At 47.8% G+C, this 18,872-nt stretch carries 19 protein-coding genes and 1 pseudogene; 9 read left to right on the forward strand and 11 right to left on the reverse strand.

Features of this window, described 5'->3' with window-relative positions:
* The 7 genes from G1ANC_RS01485 to rpsT form a co-directional block, all read left to right on the forward strand.
* Positions 1-1,193 (forward strand): YfcC family protein (locus G1ANC_RS01485; protein WP_164997961.1); only part of this gene is annotated, 1,193 nt, incomplete at its 5' end.
* A 3-nt stretch (positions 1,194-1,196) separates the two neighbouring features.
* Positions 1,197-2,150 carry a carbamate kinase gene (gene arcC, locus G1ANC_RS01490; RefSeq protein WP_129693269.1) on the forward strand — a complete coding sequence of 318 codons (954 nt, stop codon included), beginning with the start codon at positions 1,197-1,199 and terminating at the stop codon, positions 2,148-2,150.
* A gap of 45 nt (positions 2,151-2,195) precedes the next feature.
* Complete coding sequence (locus G1ANC_RS01495; RefSeq protein WP_129693270.1) at positions 2,196-3,107, forward strand: magnesium transporter CorA family protein; 912 nt, start codon at positions 2,196-2,198, stop codon at positions 3,105-3,107.
* A 53-nt stretch (positions 3,108-3,160) separates the two neighbouring features.
* Positions 3,161-3,916, forward strand: a complete 756-nt coding sequence (locus G1ANC_RS01500) for an ABC transporter ATP-binding protein (protein ID WP_129693271.1) — start codon at positions 3,161-3,163, stop codon at positions 3,914-3,916.
* 4 nt (positions 3,917-3,920) lie between these two features.
* Complete coding sequence (locus G1ANC_RS01505; protein WP_164997962.1) at positions 3,921-5,036, forward strand: ABC transporter permease; 1,116 nt, start codon at positions 3,921-3,923, stop codon at positions 5,034-5,036.
* A gap of 45 nt (positions 5,037-5,081) precedes the next feature.
* Positions 5,082-6,104, forward strand: a complete 1,023-nt coding sequence (locus G1ANC_RS01510) for a CorA family divalent cation transporter (protein ID WP_129693273.1) — start codon at positions 5,082-5,084, stop codon at positions 6,102-6,104.
* 56 nt (positions 6,105-6,160) lie between these two features.
* Positions 6,161-6,511: a 30S ribosomal protein S20 gene (gene rpsT / locus G1ANC_RS01515; RefSeq protein ID WP_129693274.1), complete on the forward strand. Its 351-nt coding sequence runs from the start codon at positions 6,161-6,163 to the stop codon at positions 6,509-6,511.
* 42 nt (positions 6,512-6,553) lie between these two features.
* On the opposite strand, the gene holA is transcribed toward rpsT, so the two are convergent.
* From holA to G1ANC_RS01545, 6 genes are all read right to left on the reverse strand, one after another.
* Positions 6,554-7,498: a DNA polymerase III subunit delta gene (gene holA / locus G1ANC_RS01520; protein WP_129693275.1), complete on the reverse strand. Its 945-nt coding sequence runs from the start codon at positions 7,496-7,498 to the stop codon at positions 6,554-6,556.
* Positions 7,495-8,463: a bifunctional DNA-formamidopyrimidine glycosylase/DNA-(apurinic or apyrimidinic site) lyase gene (mutM, locus tag G1ANC_RS01525; protein ID WP_129693276.1), complete on the reverse strand. Its 969-nt coding sequence runs from the start codon at positions 8,461-8,463 to the stop codon at positions 7,495-7,497. Before mutM ends, holA begins: the two co-directional genes overlap by 4 nt.
* Positions 8,464-9,042, reverse strand: coding sequence for an HAD-IA family hydrolase (locus tag G1ANC_RS01530; protein ID WP_129693277.1), 579 nt, complete (start codon positions 9,040-9,042; stop codon positions 8,464-8,466).
* Between the two features lie 2 nt (positions 9,043-9,044).
* Positions 9,045-9,647 (reverse strand): hypothetical protein, encoded by a 603-nt coding sequence (locus G1ANC_RS01535; RefSeq protein WP_129693278.1) that lies wholly within the window; start codon positions 9,645-9,647, stop codon positions 9,045-9,047.
* 21 nt (positions 9,648-9,668) lie between these two features.
* On the reverse strand, positions 9,669-10,400 hold the full coding sequence (locus tag G1ANC_RS01540; protein ID WP_129693279.1) for a hypothetical protein: 732 nt from the start codon (positions 10,398-10,400) through the stop codon (positions 9,669-9,671).
* A 109-nt stretch (positions 10,401-10,509) separates the two neighbouring features.
* On the reverse strand, positions 10,510-13,158 hold the full coding sequence (locus tag G1ANC_RS01545) for a DNA polymerase I (protein WP_129693280.1): 2,649 nt from the start codon (positions 13,156-13,158) through the stop codon (positions 10,510-10,512).
* Positions 13,159-13,228: 70 nt separating this feature from the next.
* Here G1ANC_RS01545 and G1ANC_RS01550 point away from each other — a divergent pair, with 70 nt between their 5' ends.
* The gene (locus G1ANC_RS01550; protein WP_129693281.1) at positions 13,229-13,810 is read left to right on the forward strand and encodes an AAA family ATPase; all 582 of its coding nucleotides are present in this window, start codon (positions 13,229-13,231) and stop codon (positions 13,808-13,810) included.
* Positions 13,811-13,825: 15 nt separating this feature from the next.
* On the opposite strand, the gene rpoD is transcribed toward G1ANC_RS01550, so the two are convergent.
* Positions 13,826-14,803 (reverse strand): RNA polymerase sigma factor RpoD, encoded by a 978-nt coding sequence (gene rpoD / locus G1ANC_RS01555; RefSeq protein WP_305781694.1) that lies wholly within the window; start codon positions 14,801-14,803, stop codon positions 13,826-13,828.
* Complete coding sequence (dnaG, locus tag G1ANC_RS01560) at positions 14,769-16,529, reverse strand: DNA primase (protein ID WP_129693282.1); 1,761 nt, start codon at positions 16,527-16,529, stop codon at positions 14,769-14,771. The genes rpoD and dnaG overlap by 35 nt, the downstream gene beginning before the upstream one ends.
* Before the next feature lie 54 nt (positions 16,530-16,583).
* Here dnaG and G1ANC_RS01565 point away from each other — a divergent pair, with 54 nt between their 5' ends.
* Positions 16,584-17,486 carry a hypothetical protein gene (locus G1ANC_RS01565; protein WP_129693283.1) on the forward strand — a complete coding sequence of 301 codons (903 nt, stop codon included), beginning with the start codon at positions 16,584-16,586 and terminating at the stop codon, positions 17,484-17,486.
* A 3-nt stretch (positions 17,487-17,489) separates the two neighbouring features.
* Here G1ANC_RS01565 and G1ANC_RS01570 read toward each other — a convergent pair whose 3' ends face one another.
* The 3 genes and pseudogenes from G1ANC_RS01570 to G1ANC_RS01580 all read right to left on the reverse strand — a co-directional run.
* Positions 17,490-17,834: an MmcQ/YjbR family DNA-binding protein gene (locus G1ANC_RS01570; protein WP_206660700.1), complete on the reverse strand. Its 345-nt coding sequence runs from the start codon at positions 17,832-17,834 to the stop codon at positions 17,490-17,492.
* Positions 17,825-18,691, reverse strand: coding sequence for a magnesium transporter CorA family protein (locus G1ANC_RS01575; protein WP_164997963.1), 867 nt, complete (start codon positions 18,689-18,691; stop codon positions 17,825-17,827). Before G1ANC_RS01575 ends, G1ANC_RS01570 begins: the two co-directional genes overlap by 10 nt.
* A pseudogene (locus tag G1ANC_RS01580) lies at positions 18,688-18,872 on the reverse strand (oligoribonuclease); the annotation flags it as partial. The gene G1ANC_RS01575 and the pseudogene G1ANC_RS01580, both read right to left, overlap by 4 nt.

Genomic DNA, 18,872 nt, shown 5'->3' on the forward strand with positions numbered 1-18,872 from the left:
ACGCTTCACTTGGTGCTTTGCTGCACAAGCTGAAGGGCAAAGAAAAATGGCTCATCCCAATCTTGATGGTGCTATTTGCCATCGGTGGTACGACATATGGTATGCAGGAAGAAACGGTGGCGTTTTACGCCTTGATTATACCGATGATGATCGCTGCTGGTTATAACGCTATGACTGGTGTGATGATCATCGTACTGGGTGCCGGTACTGGTGTGCTTGGCTCAACCATCAACCCATTCTCTACTGGTGCTGCCGCAGCAACAGCAGATGTCAAATTGGGTAATGTGATTCCAATCATGTCCGTTGTTTTGGGGTTGTGTCTGATCGCGGCAATCATCTTTACTATGCGTTACGCCGCAAAGGTCAAAGCTGGCAAATATAAAGAGGATGCTCGTCACAAACCAACCGTTGCTGCTCTGGATATGGAAAACATACCGAAGTTCACCGCAGCGCGCAAAGTTGTCATGGCTATTTTTGCCATCACCTTTGTATTGATGATTCTTTCCCTTATCCCATGGGGAAGCTGGAACATCACCTTCTTTACTGATATGTTTAATAAGACCGCAGAACTACCGGTTGTTGGTCCAGCACTTGGTGTGCTTCACACGGTGCCATTTGGTGAATGGTTCTTTAGTGAGATTACGACATTGTTCTTGATCTCAACAATCATCATCACTGCGATTTACTACAAAGAATTTAAGAAAGAAGACACCGTGCCAGTCAATGCTTTTATTGACGGTGTGAAAGATATTTTGCCAGTCGCTTTGATCATCGCGGTGGCAACTGGTGTGTCTGTCATTATGGCTAATGGTGAGATTCAAGACACGGTTATTCATTGGGGTGAATCATTCCTGAAGGGAACTAGCGGTAGCGTTGTCGGTGTCTTGGCATATCTGTTCTACTTGCCAATGTCATTCATCGTGCCATCATCATCAGGTTTGGCAGCAGCAACCATGCCAGTCATCGCGCCAATCGCCGACCTGGTTGGTTCCAGCAAAGAGATCATGGTGGCTGCCTTTGCAACCGCTTCAGGCTTGGTTAATATGATGGCGCCAACTATCGCTTCCTTGATGGGTGGTTTGGCACTGGCCGGCGTTTCATACCGTGCATGGCTCAGACGTTCAGCACCAATCATGGCAGTCTTTGCAATCATCAGTGTTGCGGTCATCACTGCCTTTGGAGTGTTAGGATAGTCTATGGATAAGCAGCGAACCATTGTCGTTGCTCTTGGAGGTAACGCCCTGCAGAAGCAGGGCGAAGCCTCTTCTGAAGCACAGCGTCGAGTAGCGGCTGAGACGATACGACAGTTATTGCCGCTTGTTCAGGCAGGACACAGAGTAGCTATTGTTCATGGTAATGGTCCCCAGGTGGGAAACATTGTCTTGCATGAAGAGGCTGTTAATACCGATGATGTACCGAGCTTACCGCTGGATGATTGTGGGGCGATGAGCCAAGGGCTGATCGGCTTTTGGTTGCAGCAAGCCTTTCAGGACAGCTTTAGGGCTCACCAGATGAGTGATAAACACGCTGTTAGTTTGGTGACGCAGACTATTGTCTCTGGTGATGATGCGGCGTTCCAAAACCCAACCAAACCAATCGGTCCGTTCTATTCAGAAGAAGAAGCCAAAGCAGTGCAGGCTGAGCGTGGTTATGTTGTCAAGGAAGATGCTGGTCGTGGTTGGCGCCGTGTGGTGCCATCGCCAAAACCAGTGGAAATTGTTGAAGCACCGATCATCAAAGCTTTGGTAGAAGCGGGTGTCCTGGTCGTCTCAACTGGTGGTGGCGGCATCCCCGTGCTGCGCCAGGAAGACGGCACGCTCACAGGTGTTGAAGCAGTTATCGATAAAGACTTTGGGGCGGCAACATTGGCTAATTTGCTGCACGCAGACACTCTGCTCATCTTGACTTCGGTTGATGCAGCCAAGGTTAATTTCAACCAGCCAAATGAAGAAGCGTTGGGGCAAATCTCTGCAGAAGAGATGCAAAAACACATTGACGATGGTCAGTTTGCGGCTGGATCCATGCTGCCAAAGGCGCAAGCAGCACTACAATTTGTGTCAGGTGGCGAGGGTCGTACCGCAGTCATTACCTCATTGGAAAAAACCACTGAGGCTATCGACGGGACAGCGGGCACGCGGATTGTTTCATAGCCAAAGCATTGCTTTTATCTAATTTTCATGATATAAATAACAGGTATGTTGCAGTATCTTAAATCTGATGATTCTGGCAAGCTGACCATCAGAGAGAACTTAGTCAAAGGTTCTTGGATTCGTTGTGAGCGGCCAAATGAAGAGGAGATTTCTCAGCTGTTGTCGTTGGGAATTGATGCTGATATCATCACTGACGCACTGGACCCTCACGAGGTTCCTCGTTTGGACGCGGACAACGAGCGGACATATTTGATTGCCCGATTGCCGGATACTGATGATGATTTTAATGATTTTACCACGCCAATTTTGTTTGTGATTCATGCGGATTATATCATCACCATATCGCGAGACAGTCTGGGGAGGCTATGGCAGCCATTCATTGATAAACATGTGGCGTCTACTTCAAGCCGCATTGCCTTGTTGGTCGACATGATTGATGCCCTGGCAACACAATATCAGCGCCGCGTGGCTGCCATCAACCGTCAAATGCGGGCGGCGACTGGCGACATTCGCACCTTGCGGGCGCGCGATATTGCCACGCTGGCCGAATATGAGCGCAAATTGAATGATTATATGGACGCCTTGGTGCCGATGAATTTATCAGTGGAGCGAATGATTGCTCACAAGGCGTTGATGCTTCGGTCTGACGCCAAAGAGGATGTTGAAGATATTTCTATTGACCTGGAGCAGGTGATCAGTCGCTGTAAATCGTTGCTGCGTACCATCACCAATGTGCGCGATAGCTACCGGGCAGTGATGGATACACGCCTGAACGAAACCATTCGGCTGCTGACCGTTATCACGGTGGCACTCACCATACCAACCATGATCGCTGGCTTGTTTGGTATGAATGTGCCAGTTCCTGGTGGTGATGACCCGGCAATGTTTTGGAAAATCACCGGCGTCAGCGCTGTGGCGGCATTGTTGATTGGCTATTATTTTTTGCGCCGCCGCTGATAATCACCCAAAAGTCAATAACCCTATTTCTTGACTAGTGCTATACTAGAACTATGAGTAAAATTATTGAAGTTCACGGTTTGACCAAGCGCTACGGTGATCAAACGGTGGTAAAAGGCATAGACTTCAGTGTTGAAAAGGGCGAAATCTTCGGTATTGTGGGCCCTAACGGCGCTGGTAAAACAACAACGCTAGAAATGCTGGAGGCATTGCGCACTATCGATGATGGTACGGCTGTCATTGATGGTATTGACGTAGCTAAACATCCCAAAAAGATCAAAGACATCATTGGTATTCAGCTGCAGTCGACCAACTTTTATGACCACTTGACATTAACTGAGCAATTGAAAATGTTTGCCAGTTTGTATGGTAACAGGATTGACGTAACTGCATTGCTAGCTAAGGTTCAGCTAACAGAGAAAGCTAAAAACTATGCCGAGCAATTGTCCGGCGGACAAAAACAGCGCTTCGCTATCGCTTCAACTTTGGTCAATAATCCAAGAGTTTTGTTCCTAGATGAACCAACTACTGGCCTAGATCCACAGGCTCGCCGCAACTTATGGGATCTCATCAAGCAAATACGTGAAGAAGGCGTTACTATTGTCTTGACAACGCACTATATGGATGAGGCTGAGTTACTTTGTGATCGTTTGGCGATTATGGATAATGGCGAGATTGTCACTATTGATTCACCACATAACTTGATTCAGCAACTGCTCAAACGTGGTTTTAAGAAAAAGCAGGTCATTGAGCAGGCAAATTTGGAAGATGTTTTCATTGATCTTACAGGAAAGGCGATACGGGATTAGTAGTATGAAAAAATATTGGATAGGTATCATTGGTCAGGTCATAGTTGGCCTAAAGCGTTTGATGCGCGACAAGATGGCATTGTTCTTTACCTTCTTGTTCCCGTTGATATTCTTGTTTGTATTCGGATCGATCTTTAACAATCAGACGACTAACTTCAAGGTCGCCATCATCAACCATTCTGACACTGAATTTGCCAAGCAATTTGTCGATGGTGCAAAAAATGACAAGTCAAAATTGCTACAAGTTCAGGACGTGAAAAACATCGATGATGCCAAAGAAAAGATGAAACGTTCAGAGATCGACGGTATTATTGAGCTGCCAAAAGAGTTTGGCGAGGTTAAGGGTGAAGGTGCAAAAGCTCGTCCATCTGGTACATTAAATGTGCTGTACGCTAAGGGGCAAGACCAGGCTGCTAGTGCGCTGACTGCCGTGATGAGTCAGGTTGTTGGTAGTATCAATAAAGCCATGGGTCAACCAGAACCGCCATTTAAAGTAGCCTCACAAGCAGTTGGCGATGAGGCCCTGAAAACCTTTGACTATACTTTCACTGGACTATTAGCCTTTAGTTTGATGAGTATGGGTATCTTTGGCTTGGCAAACCAAATGCCAACCGAGAAGCAAAAAGGCAACTATCGTCGCTTGCGAGCTGCGCCGTTTACTTCTGGCCAATTGATTATCTCTACGGCCATCGTCTACACGCTGGTGTCTTTAGCGAGTGCTGCATTGATGCTGGTTGTCAGTATGCTGCTGTTTAAATTTACGATGCGTGGCGACTGGTTGCTGTTTGTGCCATTCTTGACGCTAGCTGCCGTGATGATGGTTGGTATGGGATTGATGGTTGGTGCTTGGGCAAAGAACGAGAATCAGTCAGCGCCGTTAGCAAATCTTATTTCTTTCCCAATGATGTTTTTGTCTGGTGCCTTTTTCCCATCGTTCTTGTTCCCGGAATGGCTTAAGGCGATCAACCAATTTATCCCAATGACTCCTGTTGTGGATGGCCTTCGGTTGATATCAACAGAGAATGCCAGCCTGGCGGAAGTTCTGCCACAGTTTGGAGGAGTCCTGTTGTGTATTGTCGTCGTCTATATAGCGGCCATTAAACTATTCCGTTGGGAATAAGCGAGTAGTAGCAAAACATAACCTTTTTTCGTATAATCAAAGTATATGGTGGTGGAATACTTTGAACGATCAGCGGCAGGTGAGCGTTTAGAAAAAGTAAGTCGTCCTCGCTCTCACGCGTGGGTGCACATATCCGGCAGGCTGCTTGATGTAGCTGACTTGTCAGATAAACTTCTGCTGAACGCAAACATCCTGCGTGATGTTTGTGATGTCCGTGAATTGTCACGAACAGAGTTTAGCAATGGCGTGGAATACATCTTCTTGCGTTTGCCAGTTGGTCCAGCTGATGCTGCCAAAACCGCCCCGATACTCATCGCGGTGTCGCGTGATCGGCTCGTAACCGCCAGCCCGCACACTTCTTTTTCACCGTTAGACACCGACGCCTTCATGACCACTGACACGCGGCAGCCTTCGGCGGTAGTGTCAGCTGTTATCGCCTCTATCATCACCGAGTACGAGCAGCGACTGCATGCGCTATCGACCAAAATTACCAGCGCTCGCAAGCGGCTCACACATTTTGATGTTCAGAACGAGGACTTTGTTGAGTTTGTCGCTATTGAAGATAGCCTCAATGAGTATCGGAGCGCTTTGGAGGGCCTAGTGACGGTTGTTGGGCAACTGGAGGTAAATCGTCGGCAGTTGTTTAATCTGCGTGACATTGAAGCCTTTGGTGATATCATATTGCACGCTCGCCAGTTGTTGGTGGCTATTAGTTCGAGCACCCAAACGATTGACAGTATCCAAAACGCCTATTCAACCATTGCCAATAACACCTTGAATCAGCGCATGAAGGTACTCACGACTATCACCATTTTGCTAGCAGTGCCAAATGTGTTTTACGGTATGTACGGCATGAACATCGGACTGCCATTTCAGGGTGAGCGATGGGCGTACGCCGCCATCATGGGCATTACACTGTTGTTAATTTTACTAACATTACTATCCCTTTCTGCAATATTATTGTTTTTATTCGCTATAGACTTTATGTACTATAACATAAGCATCGCGACAAAGTCAATACTAATTTACAAAACAAGCAAGCGCCACTTTACAAACAGAGGTGTATAAGTTATAATTGAAAACTGATTGTATATACCAAATCAATAACAGAGGTAAAGGAATTTATGCCACTCATCAAATCAGCCGTTAAGCGAATGAAGCAAACCGCTAAGCGCCGCCAGCGTAACATCGGTATTAAGCGCGATATCAAATCTGCCACCAAGGAATTTTTGGCCAACCCGAGCGCCGCTACCCTAAGCAAAGCTCAAAGTGAGCTAGATACTGCCGTCAAGAAAGGGCTACTCAAAAAGGCAACCGTTAGCCGCCGCAAATCAGCCCTCGCCAAGGTCGCTAAAGCTGCTGGCGTCAAGCTAGAAAAGAAGGCGACTAAACCCGCTGCCAGCACCAAGAAAACCCCTGCAAAAAAGCCAGCTGCCAAAACCACAGCCAAGAAGGCCGTAGCTAAAACTGCTTAATTTATACTAACGAGATTAAAGCGCTCCGCAAGCCGGAGCGTTTTACTTTTGCCGCGAAGCCACCCGAAACAAAAAATCCTCCAACGCTGCCCACGGATTGACTGATGATGTTTTCATCTGATAATCGCGCTCCGCCGCTAATTCAGTCAATTCCGCCAAGTCCTTTGGCGACAGCTGCCGAGCAAGCGGCCGCAACTTCTTGGCAACAAACGGATGTATGCCGAGATCAATCGTATCGCTAGCGCCAGCTGCTTCGGCCTTGGCTAATAACACCAGCTGCGACCACTGCGACCAGACTAACGGCGCCACTTTATAAACATCGTCGCTACGATGAAGTTCATCAAGCGCGCTCCGTAGATTTGCCGTTTTGCCGCGCACTGCCAATTCAATGATATCAAACACCGAAAACTCACGTGCTGGCGGCAAAACCGCTGCAATCGCTGCATCGTCAATTTTCACGGCATTTTTCAAGGCAGCTACAGCGTGAGTTAATTGTAATTGATCAATTTCAGCAGAACGCGATTTTTCATCGTCGACAATTGCTCGCGCTACCATATCGCTAGCCTGTGTTTTCGTCAACTTTACCCCGTGCTCGCTTGCATAGTCTAGCAGCCACTTTTCGGCCGCTGGACGCTGGCGATCAGTCAGCGGCGTTGCTTCAATTAGCTTTGCAGTTTTTTGCAAGGTTTTGAAAGTTTTGGTACGCTTATCCGGGCGCGGCTCGATCAATACCAAGTAGGTTTCTGCCGCAATATCGCTAGCCCATTCGCCGAGCTTATCCCACAAGTCTTTTCGCTCCGAAAGATGCTCGACAATAATCAGCCGCCGTTCTTGAAATAAACTCAAGCCGCGCACCGTATCGGCTAATTTATTCAAATCAAGACTGCTTGCGTCGATTTTTTCGGGCCGAACGCCTAACGATTTCACCAATCGCTGCAGCTCATACTGCGCACGGTAAGCGTTCGTGCCAACAATCAAATAAATCATCCGACTTCCACCTGGCAGACCGGACAAATATGCGTGCCGCGGCCGCCAACTTTTAGCTTGATAATTTCTTGGTCGGGATGGCGATGGCAAGCCTGGCCTTCGCGGCGAAACACATGAGCAAATGTCAGATAATTTCCCTTTCGGCCCTCGGCATCAACGTAATTTTTATCGGTTGAGCCGCCTTGATCGATGCTGAGCTGCAAAATTTGCCGCAGCTCGGTAAATAATGTATTCAGCTGCTGATCGCTGATGTTTTTTACCCGCGTCTGTGGATGAATCTGCGCCGCCCACAACGCCTCGTCAGCGTAAATATTGCCAACCCCAGCGATCACCGCCTGGTCAAGCAACGCTGGCTTGATCATCGAATTTTGGCGGCGGCGAATCCGTTGGATGAAATCCTCGGCGCGCGTCTGAGGATCAAGCGGCTCCGGCCCAACTTTTTGCATGAACGGCAAGTTCTTCACCTCATCAGTCGGCAGCAATTTTACCCAGCCAAACTTGCGCTGATCGTTAAAAAACAGTTGCGACTCATCAGTAAAATCAATCTGCACCCGCGTCGACCGATCCGGCAGCTCGCCGATTAAGCTGTCGTTTGGATGCCCGCCAGCGAAGTTAGGCACCTTGTCATCCTCGAGTATCATCGGAAAACAATCCGGGTCCCGGTGACAAGCACGCCCAGATTTTTTCCGACGATACATCGCAGGATGACAACTGCGAAACACCAACTGCCCCGTCATTTTCAAGTGTACCACCAGCGAATACTGCGTATCCAAATCAATCATCAGTACCTTTGCCCGCCGCCGCACGGCCGTCACGCGCGCGCCATACAAAAATTGCTCGACATCAGCAGGCGCATTCGGAAAGCTTTTTGGCGAGTCAAACACTGCCACTCGCGCCACCACTCGGCCCGGCAGTAACTCCGCCAACCCGCGGCGAACCGTCTCGACTTCAGGAAGTTCTGGCATTTATGCCTCCAACAGAGCGTTCAAACGCTTAATAAGCAGCTCATTATCGGTGTACTGCAACGCCATCATTCCCGCTACCTCGGCGCCTTCGCAATTTTCGACACGATCGTCAATCATCACGCATTCGCTAGCGGCGACACCTAAGCGGCCAGCTGTCAGCGTGAAAATTTCTGGGTTTGGTTTGGCCAAGCTTTCCTCGTACGACAACACGCGCACATCAAACATTTTTTCTAATTCGCCTGGCGCAAATAGATATTCCAGCGTACCGCCGCCAACATTACTCAACATCGCCATCTTCAAATTAGCGTACTGCTGGCGTAAATTCACGATATAGTTTATCAATTCCTCGTTGCGAATCCGCTTGTGCATCAAGAAATCATGCGTCTGCTGCTGTGTCCAGCCAAACAACTCAGCAATTCCCGATTCATACTCGCTGCCGCTAATAAAACCGTAATCGTGCTGTTTACTGAGGTCGCGCAGCATTACCTTGCCCTCTGGCTCGGCCATTCTTATTAGCGTATCAATACTGCCTCCGTACAGTACGCCAAAACAATCGAAAATAACTGCTTTTATCGCCATGGTTAGAAAATATTATTAAATGACGGTTTGAAATCTGGAATCTGATTGACAAAAAGGGCTTGGAGCTTCAGAGTATCAGCGTTAAGCGTACCAGGCGAGTCCTTGCAAGTTGAAGTCCACAAATTGGTATCGGTATTGTCGCCATCGCGCGTCTCGAATACGTAAGCCAATCCCTTAGTAGCGCATACGCCGCGAATATCATCGTTTGATTTGTTATCAGAGGCCTGAATGTTGACCTTGACTAGCGCATAAGTAAACTGTTCATAAGCATTACTGTTATTAGCATATTCTTTCTTGTCCAAAACTCTATCCAGATAACCCGAATAAATAACGTATTTACGCGATGTTGGACTAACTGTAATCTGGTAGCTCTTGAATTCTTCATCGGCAACAATCGGACCGCGCACTGTCCAGCGCACGCTGCGAATTGGGTCTTGATTTTTGATTTTGCTCTCTAAAGATTGTTCGGGAGTTTGCGGCTGCTCGGTCTTTTTGTCCGGATTCAGCAATGATCGCACAAGTGTTACCAAAATAGCAATAACAACCACCACAGTGATAATAGTAATGATTATCGGTAAAATTCTCGGTCGGGATCCTCTGTACATGTTTGTATTTTAACACACTTATCACGCAGCGACGTGTACCACATCAGAAACAGCCGCAGCACCTAATTCTTCTGCGGCAGCACCCAAACCTTCTTCTACGTCTGCGAGAGAAGACTCGACGATTTCTTTAAAACGTCTATTCGTATTGTCACCGTTATTACCAGCTGTTGTTTCTTCAGAGGATTTATCAGTATCATCCTCTTTAGCGGTTATTTCGTCAAGCGGTAAAAATTCTATACCGCGATTGTCTGCTACTGCTACTACTAACCCTTTACCTTTACCTTTACCTTCATCTTCATCTTCATCTTTGTCTTCTTCCCAGAAAATATTAATGCTGGGACCACCACAAGCAAGATGAAGCTTATCAACACCTTCAATGCCAATTGGCAAAAAAGGATATCTTTCGCGCTCAGTTTTTCCTACTTTGCTTATGCCTTGTTCTTCTACTTTTATTTTTGGTCGATTTTCATCACTCTCGTTAGACACACAGCGAACCACTAACCAATCACCAGGTACCATGCCGCCATATCTGTTTTTAATACCCCAAACAGCGCCATCCGGACCAACAAACACACCAACCAAAAAATTATAATCGGCTCCCTCAAGATACTTGTATACGGCATCGCACTGTTTAATAATAAGTTCTAGTTGTTGTTTGTTCTGCCTTAGCTGCTCTATGCGCTCTTGCCTAGATAAAGGCCTAGCCCCTTCAAGTTTAGGGTTGCTATTTTTTGGTAACATTTTCCGTTCCACAACATCCGCCTTTTTGCTTAAGCTAACTGTAATTAGATTATACCACAGTTGCAGTTATTTGTCCATATTTGTCCAGGTTTTCGCTAATTTTCAGCAAATTTTAAGTTTTTTACACTTCGCCCCAGTTATTGCCGATTTTGACGTCGACTTTGAGCTTAATACCGAGCTGCGGGTAGATATTTTCCATGGTCTCTACCAGCATTTTGCTGACTATTTCGGCGTTTTGGAGCGGACACTCAACCATGATACTGTCATGGATTTGTAAGATTTGATGGCCGAGCGAGATATTTTTATGTACAAGCCCAGACTTGCTGCCTGAAGAGACTTGCCTTTCCGGCAAGGCGAATTCGTTCTTTTCGAATTTGCCGGTCTCTGAAGGTAGCAAATCTGGGCTTGTCATTATCGTCAGTCGCTTCTCTACCGCCAGCATCGCCAACTTCATCAAATCCGCCTCGGTACCTTGTATCGGCATATTAGCTGCTGCTCGCTCGGCAGCTGAACGAACAGCAAAATTATTCGACCTAACATCAGGCGTTGGCCGACGACGGCCAAACAATGTCTGCACAAAGCCGTCATCGTGCGCTTGGCGAATCGTTCGTTCCATAAATTCTTTGATGCGCGGGCGGATACGATAATATTCGTCGATGAAATGTTGCGCTTCGCCGTAACTCATATTAGCAGCAGCCGCCAAACCATGCTGGCTCATGCCGTATAATACGCCGAAATTCACCACTTTAGCGCGGCGGCGCTGCGTTGGCGTCACTTCATTAATCGGCACGTTATAAACTTCAGCTGCCGTCTTGGCGTGAATATCAACGTCGGTATTAAAATCTTCAATCATCTGTTTTTCGCCAGCCATCACCGCCGCCAGGCGCAGCTCAAATTGCGAATAATCAGCATTTACGAAAACATTGCCAGGCGCTGGCACAAAAGCATCGCGAATCTGCCGCCCCAGCTCAGTACGAATCGGAATGTTCTGCAAATTCGGGTTAGTACTCGACAGCCGCCCAGTCGCTGTCGCATCTTGATTAAACGTCGTGTGAATATAGCCGTTGGCGTCCGTTTGCTCTGGTAAGGCTGACACATAGGTATTCTGTAATTTCGATAGTTCGCGAAAACGCTCGACCAACTCAATAATTGGATGTTGCCCGCGCAGCTTATCAAGTTCCTTTTGGTTGGTTGAATAACCAGTTTTGCCTTTTTTGATACCGGCTGTCGGCAAGAGCAGCTTATCAAATAGCGCGCTAGCCAACTGCGCCGGGCTGGCGACATTAAATTCGTAACCGACCATATCATAAATATTTTGCTGAACCGCTGCAATCTCTTGCGCTAATGATTTATTCATTTTTTCGAGTTTGCTGGCATCGATTTTGATACCTCGAAATTCCATTTGCGCTAAAACATTAATCAATGGAAAATCCATCGTCTGCGCCACCTGCTGGAGGTCGGGCAGCTCAGCAAACGCCGACTTTTGTTGTTCATAAACTACCCACAGCGCTGCCATCGCCAATCTTGGGTCGTCCAAAGATTCTACGCCCGCCAAATCCGCTAATTCGCGCGATTTGCGCAAAGGATTTAACAAAAATGAGCCCTGCGCGGTATCGTGCTTAACATCCGGTAACCGCTGACAACCAGCACCGAGAAGTGCTTTGAAAAACTCCTTGGTATCGTGGCCAACTATCGAAGCTTCTGCTAAAATAGCGCTTGCTTTAGCCAGCGGCAAGCGAGCAACCTTGCCTTTTTCATGGCTCAGCCAAACCATATCACCATCCCAAATTACCAGTAATTCTGGCGCCATTACCAACATTGGTATGACTTTATCGCCCGATATTTCAACAGCTGGCGCAAGAATATTATTTGGAGTCACTTCTGAAGCGGCATCGCGCATGTGCTGTGGTAATTTTCGCAACAATGAGCGAAACTCCAGCTTTTCGAGTAACTCTCGCAACTTTGCCGTGTCTAAGTCGCGCACGTTCATTGCCTCTAAATCGAGTTTCACTGGCGCATCGGTGAATAGCCGCGCCAACTCCCTGCTCATGTAGGCAGATTCTTTGCCGGTTTCTAGTTTGCGGCGCAAACTGTCTTTAATCTGCCATAGATTCTCATAAACACCGTCTAGCGTTTCAAATTGTTGTAGTAATTTGACGGCTGTCTTTTCGCCGACCCCCGGCACCCCAGGGATATTATCCGACGAATCGCCTTTCAAGCTTTTCAAGTCGAGAAATTGGCCAATCCGAATACCGTAGCGCTTTTCAAATGCTGGAATATCAAATTTATCAATGTTAGTCAGGCCTTTTTTGAGCGCGTAGAGATACGTATTTTGGTCGAGAATTTGCAGCGCATCCAAGTCGCTAGTAATCAAATATGTTTCGATGCCGCCGTGCTGTTCAGCCTGCTTGTCTAGCGTTGCCATGATATCGTCGGCCTCATAATCATCAAATTCATACAGCGGCCAGCCAAAAGCCGCCAGTAGCTCGTGCAAAATCGGAATCTGCGCATAAAAATCCGGCGGTGCTGGTTTGCGGCCGGCCTTATAATCAGGATAAATCGCCAACCGGCGGCGAATATTCGTTCCTCGTTTATCCCACGCTACGCAGACATAATCCGGGTTAAGTTGCTTAATTAATTCCAAGCTCAGCGCCGCAAAACCATACACGCCGCCTGTCGGTGTCCCGTCTGCGGTCGACAACCCAGGCATAGCATAATAACCGCGATAGAACACGCTTTTACCGTCGATAATCACCAAGCGTTTGGCCATATTTATATTATACGCTATCTAAAGCCGTTACTTACACGCGAATATAGCCATAATCATGTATACTAAGGTTATGACATCACAAGAAAAACCAGCCAAGATTTTGGCATTCGTCGGGCTGCCTGGCGCCGGTAAAACCGAAGCAACCAATTTCGTAGCCGCCAAAGGTTTTCCCAAAATCTACGGCGGCGGCATTTTGTACGACGAAATGCGCGCTCGAGGCGTTGAAATCACGCCCGAATCGCAAGCCGAATTTCGCAAACAGTGGCGCGAACGCGACGGCAAAGACGTTATCATCCGCCGCGCCGCCGAGCAATTGCACCGCTTAATTGATGCTGGCCAGCATCGTTTATTGTTCGACGGGCTCTATTCCTGGACAGAGTACAAGTTCCTCAAACACGAGTTTCCTGGCGAGCTCATCGTTGCAGCCATTGTCGCACCAAAACATTTACGCCACCGCCGCCTCGCAACTCGTCCCGAGCGGCCATTCACTGCCGAACAAGCTAACCAGCGCGACTGGTCAGAGATTGAAGATATCGAAAAAGGCGGACCAATAGCTATCGCTGATTATTATTTAATTAACGACAGCGATATCACTGCGCTATACGCCAAGATTAATTCGCTACTCAGTACAACTGGTTTCGTTAACGTATAGCACCTAAAACCAAAACTATTGCAAGTAAGTATAAAGTTTTTTAGCGTCTTTATGTTTGCGTAGCTTCGCTAGCGCCTTGGCTTCAATCTGGCGAATTCGCTCGCGCGTCACCGCAAATTCCTGGCCAACCTCTTCAAGCGTATGACTCTTGCCGCTGTCTAATCCAAAGCGCATCCGGACGATCTTTTGTTCGCGATCGCTCAGCGTACCTAGCAAATCTTTAACTTGTTCCTTTAACAGCTGGTTCGAGGCCGATTCCTCTGGACTAATTGTACCTTCATCCTCAATGAAATCTCCCAGCACCGACTCGCCTTCATCATCGCCGTCGCGACCGACGCCAGCGTCCAAGCTCGAAATGTCCTGCTTGATTTTCATGACATATTCGACTTTTTCTGGTTCCATCTCTAGCTCTTTAGCTAGCTCTTCAATCGTTGGCTCGCGATTCAGCTCCTGCGTCATGCGCCGCTGCGTGCGCAGCAATTTATTGATGGTTTCCACCATATGAACTGGAATACGAATCGTTCGCGCCTGATCAGCAATCGCCCGGGTAATCGCCTGGCGAATCCACCAGGTGGCATAAGTCGAGAATTTAAAGCCTTTATCCGGATCAAATTTTTCAACCGCGCGCAACAAACCAGTGTGGCCTTCTTGAATCAAATCCAAGAAGTCTAAGCCGCGGCCCGAATATCGTTTAGCGATCGAGACCACCAGACGCATATTCGCCTCGGCCATCTTGTCTTTGGCTTTTTTGTCGCCTTCTTTGACGCGTTTTGCCAATTCTAGTTCTTCCTCGGCGCTCAGTAGCGGGATTTTGCCAATCTCGCGCAAGTGCAGCCGCACTGAGTCGTCCGAAATATCGTCAAAATATTGATTAGCATTGAGTACATCTTCAGGAGTATCTTCGTCCATCAAATCGTTGATATCAGGCTCATTGATGTCTTGATCTTGTATATTGTCGTCAGATGGCTTCTGCGCTTGGTCGTCGTTTGTCACGAGCTTTCTCCTTGATTATGTTATTGAGTGCCGCGCGCAACTCTCTAGCCGCTGCCTCATCGCCAGCAGCTTCAGCGTCGCGTAATTTAGCTAATAATTCCTGTTGAGTTTGTTTGTTATGTTTATCCTCTTTATCCCGCAGCAGTTGGCACATCGCGACATAGCGATCGCCGCTATCCCATGCTGCATAACGCTCCTCAGCGCGCAATGATACCATTTTTACATAAATATCAGCTTTTTGCAACTTTTTAGGGCGATTTTGCGGATGATCTTCTTCAAGTAATACCGTCGCCAACAATTCTCGCTCAGCGCTAATCCACTGCTGGCGGCCAGCGCGGCGCAATTCTTCCAAGCATCTAGCATCATAAAGCGCCAAGGCCAAAATATTATCTTCTAGCACCGCCTGGTCATTCTTAATAATCGATGTATTTGCAACAACGGGTTTGAAAGTTTGTTTCTTGACTGGCTCGCCAGCTAATTTTTGGCGTATCGCCTCCTCGCTGGTATGCGACATAGTTGCTATCCGCTTGACATAATATTCGCGCTCGACGGGGTCAGCTAGCCCGCGCACTACTCGCAGCGCTGCCGTAGTAAAAGTTCGCCGGCCAACCGCTGTATCCAAATCGCATCGCCCGGCATGCTGGCGCAACACCCATTCGACAGCCGGCTCGTTGCGAGTTACCGCTTCGCGCCACGCCTGAACACTCGATTTGATCAATTCATCTGGATCTTTAGCGCCATCTGGCAACGAAATAATTGTTAGCTCAACGCCCTCGTGCGAAGCCAGCTCAATTGCCCGCTCAGTCGCTGCCACACCCGCTTTATCGCTATCATAGCAGAGGCGAACATCGCTGGTCAGCCGTTTGACCGCTTTGAGATGATTTTCAGTCATCGACGTACCAGCGGTCGCGACTGTTTGCGCTACACCCGCTTGGTGGCTGCTAACTACATCCAAATTTCCCTCAACCATCACTACGAAGCCACTTTTGCGGATCGCCTCTTTGGCTTGGCTCAACGCGAAAATATGTCGCCCCTTATCATACAGTAATGTCTGCGGCGTATTTAGATATTTCGGCGCATTCGGCACATCGCCAATAATCCGCCCAGTAAAGCCAATTACTTGCCCGCCCTGATCCATCAACGGAATCATCATTCGACCGCGAAACAAATCCTTGCCATAGCGGTTTAATAGCCCCGCGTCGTTAATCTCTCGCTTAGTAAAACCTCTTTTTTCGAGCGCCGCTAGCAACGCCGTGCCGCTATCCGGCGCATAACCAATCTGAAAATCTTGAACAGTTTGCCGCGACAATCCTCGCTGCTTAAAAACATATTCAATCGCCTGCTGGCTACGCAATAAACTCTGTTGGAAATATCGTGCTGCTAGCTCGTTGGCTGCCAACAGCCGCTTTTTGTAGGCGCTGCGCTTCTTGGCACCAGCCGATTGATATTCGCTGAGGTCAACCCCAGCTTTGCGCGCCAAAAATTCCATCGCCTGGCGAAAATCCATCCCCTCAGCCTCCATCACAAAAGCGAAAATATCGCCGCCTTTGTTGCTCGAGAAATCATGCCAAATATTTTTTTCAGGACTTACGAAAAAGCTCGGCGTTTTCTCGCCAGTAAACGGACTTAACCCCTTATAGCTGCGCCCTGCCCGCTTTAGCTCAACATATTCGCCAATCACATCTTCGATATTGAGCCGCGAGCGAATTTCCTCCTTGGCATCCATACATTTTAGTATATCACTCTTTACCTCTGTTATCGGTTGTGGTTAAATATAGGTATGAATCAGGACCCGTACACCAATCCGCAGCAACCGTATTCGCAGGGTTCTGCTAATAATTTACCGCCAGAAAACCCGCAGCAGCCAGCCGCACCGTACAATCAGGTCTACGGCCAGCAAACACCGCAGCAGCAAGCGGCACCTAATCCGTATTACAATAGCCAAGCAGCCCAGCCGCAGCAGCCGGCATACCCGCAGCAAACATCCAGCCTAGCAACTAATCAGCCTGATCAACTACCGCAAATTAACCAAACCGTGCAATCGTACGACACAGGACCGCAGCCGCTAAGCACCTTCCCAGTTTACGCCAGCAGCTCGGATGATGATTATAATACTGTTGACTACCTTAACCGCATCGCTCCGCAAGAACAGCACACCATCAATCGAATCGCTATATTTGCGCTCATTGGCACTGTTATTGCTAGCGTCATCATCATTTTGATTCTAATCATCAACCCTGGTGCATCTGATGCCAACAGTCTGATCCAGCCGATCCGCGACCGCACCGATACACTGAACAAAGTCGTCGACGAAAACGAAGGCCGCCTGACGCAGACTGAAATTGCCGAGGCCAACACTGCGCTCAACAGCACCCTGACGACCATGCAGACCAGGCTAGACACCATCATCAAAGAGCGCAAAATCCAGAAAAAATCCTCTAGTACCGAAAAAAGCTACCTAGAAGCCCTGCAGAAAAAGCTCAACGATTCCTACCAAAAAGGCAAGCTCGACAGTAGCTACGCCACCGCCATGACTTACGAATTAACCATTTTAAAGTCGCAACTCAACAAGCTTAAAAAGGTTAGCGACTCCAAATCAATCCGCTCGTTCTGCGACGAATCCATTAATAATATCAATGTTATTCTCAAAGCTTACCACGACTTCGCTTCAACCAAGCAGTAGCAGCTATTCCGTCACCAGCCGATAACTTAACCGCGCCAGATCAAAAAGTTCTTCGTCGCTGAGCTGGCCGCTGCAAATCACCGTAATCCAGTGTTTTTTATTGAGATGAAAGCCTGGCTGGACCGACTCATATTTTTGTTGTAACTTTAACGACAATTGCGGATCGCATTTCAAGCTAATCCGTAACGGCTTTGAACCCTCGGCTATCAACGCGAACATTTTTCCGCTTTGGCCGGTATCTTTGCGACCGACTTTGTACACAGCCACCTCATCGCCAAACGGATAATCCAGCCAAGCACCCGGTAGACTTAGTAGAAACTCTTCAAACTGCTGGTGCGTCATAGCCATTTGCTCCGTATAAAGTATACCAGCATCAATATCGGCAAAACGACCAGCAGCGCTATCGTTATCCAAAACATTACATCGCTATGAAACGGCAGCTGCGAAAAATTCATGCCTGCCAGACCTGTCAAAAACGACATCGGCATAAATATCGTCGTTACAATCGTCAAACGCTTCATTACATCATTCATTCGATTAGACACTACCGACAAATACATATCCAGCGCGCTAGTCAATAGATCGCGCATGGTATCGATTAGCTCGTGCACGCGCCAAGCGTAATCGTAGCTGTCGCGCGCATAAATCGCGCACTTTTCATCAAAAATACCGTATCGGCCGTTACTCAAACCATTCAGCATATTCATCAGCGGCAAAATCACCTTGCGCAAATCCGCCAATTGGCGCTTATACACAAAAAGTTGCTGCAACTGGTGCTTGCCCGGATCGCGAATCATTGTATCTTCTAATTGATCGGTTACGTCGTCAATTGAATTAAGAATCGGCATATACTGCTCGACTGTAAATTGAATCATCGTTGCTGCGATTAGCGACGGCGACAGAGCGCCTGGCCGGTACGCTTCAATCCGCTCGGTAACCTCGCTATCTAATTCGTCGCGGTGCAAGGTGATAACTTTGTTTTTGCTGAGCAAAATCGTCAACCCTTGCCAATGGACATTGCGGCGTTCAATGCTCGGGATTTCCGCCTTAATCATTAGCCAATCGCCGCCTTCGACCGCTTGCGGCAGCCAACGGTTCTCAATCAAAATCCGCCGTTGCAGCTCCGATAAGTTTAATTTTTCAATTAAGCTTTGCCGTACTTCTAGCGAATCCTCGCTGATATCATGCCATATTTTATCTGTCACGCCTTCACCTTCTTCAAATAATATTTTAGTTCTTGAATACTACCGCGAATGTCTTCCAGCGCCCGATGATCCTCTGGTTTGGCAAATTTCTTGCCGTATTTACCCTCAAACACCACTTTCCAAGCGCTGACATCCAGCATCCGATAGTGTAGTCTTTTTGACAACATAGGCCACCATTGGT

Source organism: Candidatus Nanosynsacchari sp. TM7_ANC_38.39_G1_1, assembly GCF_004138385.1.

Coding starts and splice junctions, on each gene's coding strand:
- rpsT (WP_129693274.1), top strand. CDS start 6,161: ATGCCACTCATCAAATCAGCCGTTAAGCGAATGAAGCAAACCGCTAAG.
- G1ANC_RS01545 (WP_129693280.1), bottom strand. CDS start 13,158: ATGGCCAAACGCTTGGTGATTATCGACGGTAAAAGCGTGTTCTATCGC.
- G1ANC_RS01510 (WP_129693273.1), top strand. CDS start 5,082: ATGGTGGTGGAATACTTTGAACGATCAGCGGCAGGTGAGCGTTTAGAA.
- mutM (WP_129693276.1), bottom strand. CDS start 8,463: ATGCCAGAACTTCCTGAAGTCGAGACGGTTCGCCGCGGGTTGGCGGAG.
- G1ANC_RS01565 (WP_129693283.1), top strand. CDS start 16,584: ATGAATCAGGACCCGTACACCAATCCGCAGCAACCGTATTCGCAGGGT.
- G1ANC_RS01535 (WP_129693278.1), bottom strand. CDS start 9,647: ATGTACAGAGGATCCCGACCGAGAATTTTACCGATAATCATTACTATT.
- G1ANC_RS01495 (WP_129693270.1), top strand. CDS start 2,196: ATGTTGCAGTATCTTAAATCTGATGATTCTGGCAAGCTGACCATCAGA.
- dnaG (WP_129693282.1), bottom strand. CDS start 16,529: ATGGATGCCAAGGAGGAAATTCGCTCGCGGCTCAATATCGAAGATGTG.
- G1ANC_RS01550 (WP_129693281.1), top strand. CDS start 13,229: ATGACATCACAAGAAAAACCAGCCAAGATTTTGGCATTCGTCGGGCTG.
- G1ANC_RS01505 (WP_164997962.1), top strand. CDS start 3,921: ATGAAAAAATATTGGATAGGTATCATTGGTCAGGTCATAGTTGGCCTA.
- G1ANC_RS01570 (WP_206660700.1), bottom strand. CDS start 17,834: ATGGCTATGACGCACCAGCAGTTTGAAGAGTTTCTACTAAGTCTACCG.
- holA (WP_129693275.1), bottom strand. CDS start 7,498: ATGATTTATTTGATTGTTGGCACGAACGCTTACCGTGCGCAGTATGAG.
- G1ANC_RS01500 (WP_129693271.1), top strand. CDS start 3,161: ATGAGTAAAATTATTGAAGTTCACGGTTTGACCAAGCGCTACGGTGAT.
- G1ANC_RS01530 (WP_129693277.1), bottom strand. CDS start 9,042: ATGGCGATAAAAGCAGTTATTTTCGATTGTTTTGGCGTACTGTACGGA.
- arcC (WP_129693269.1), top strand. CDS start 1,197: ATGGATAAGCAGCGAACCATTGTCGTTGCTCTTGGAGGTAACGCCCTG.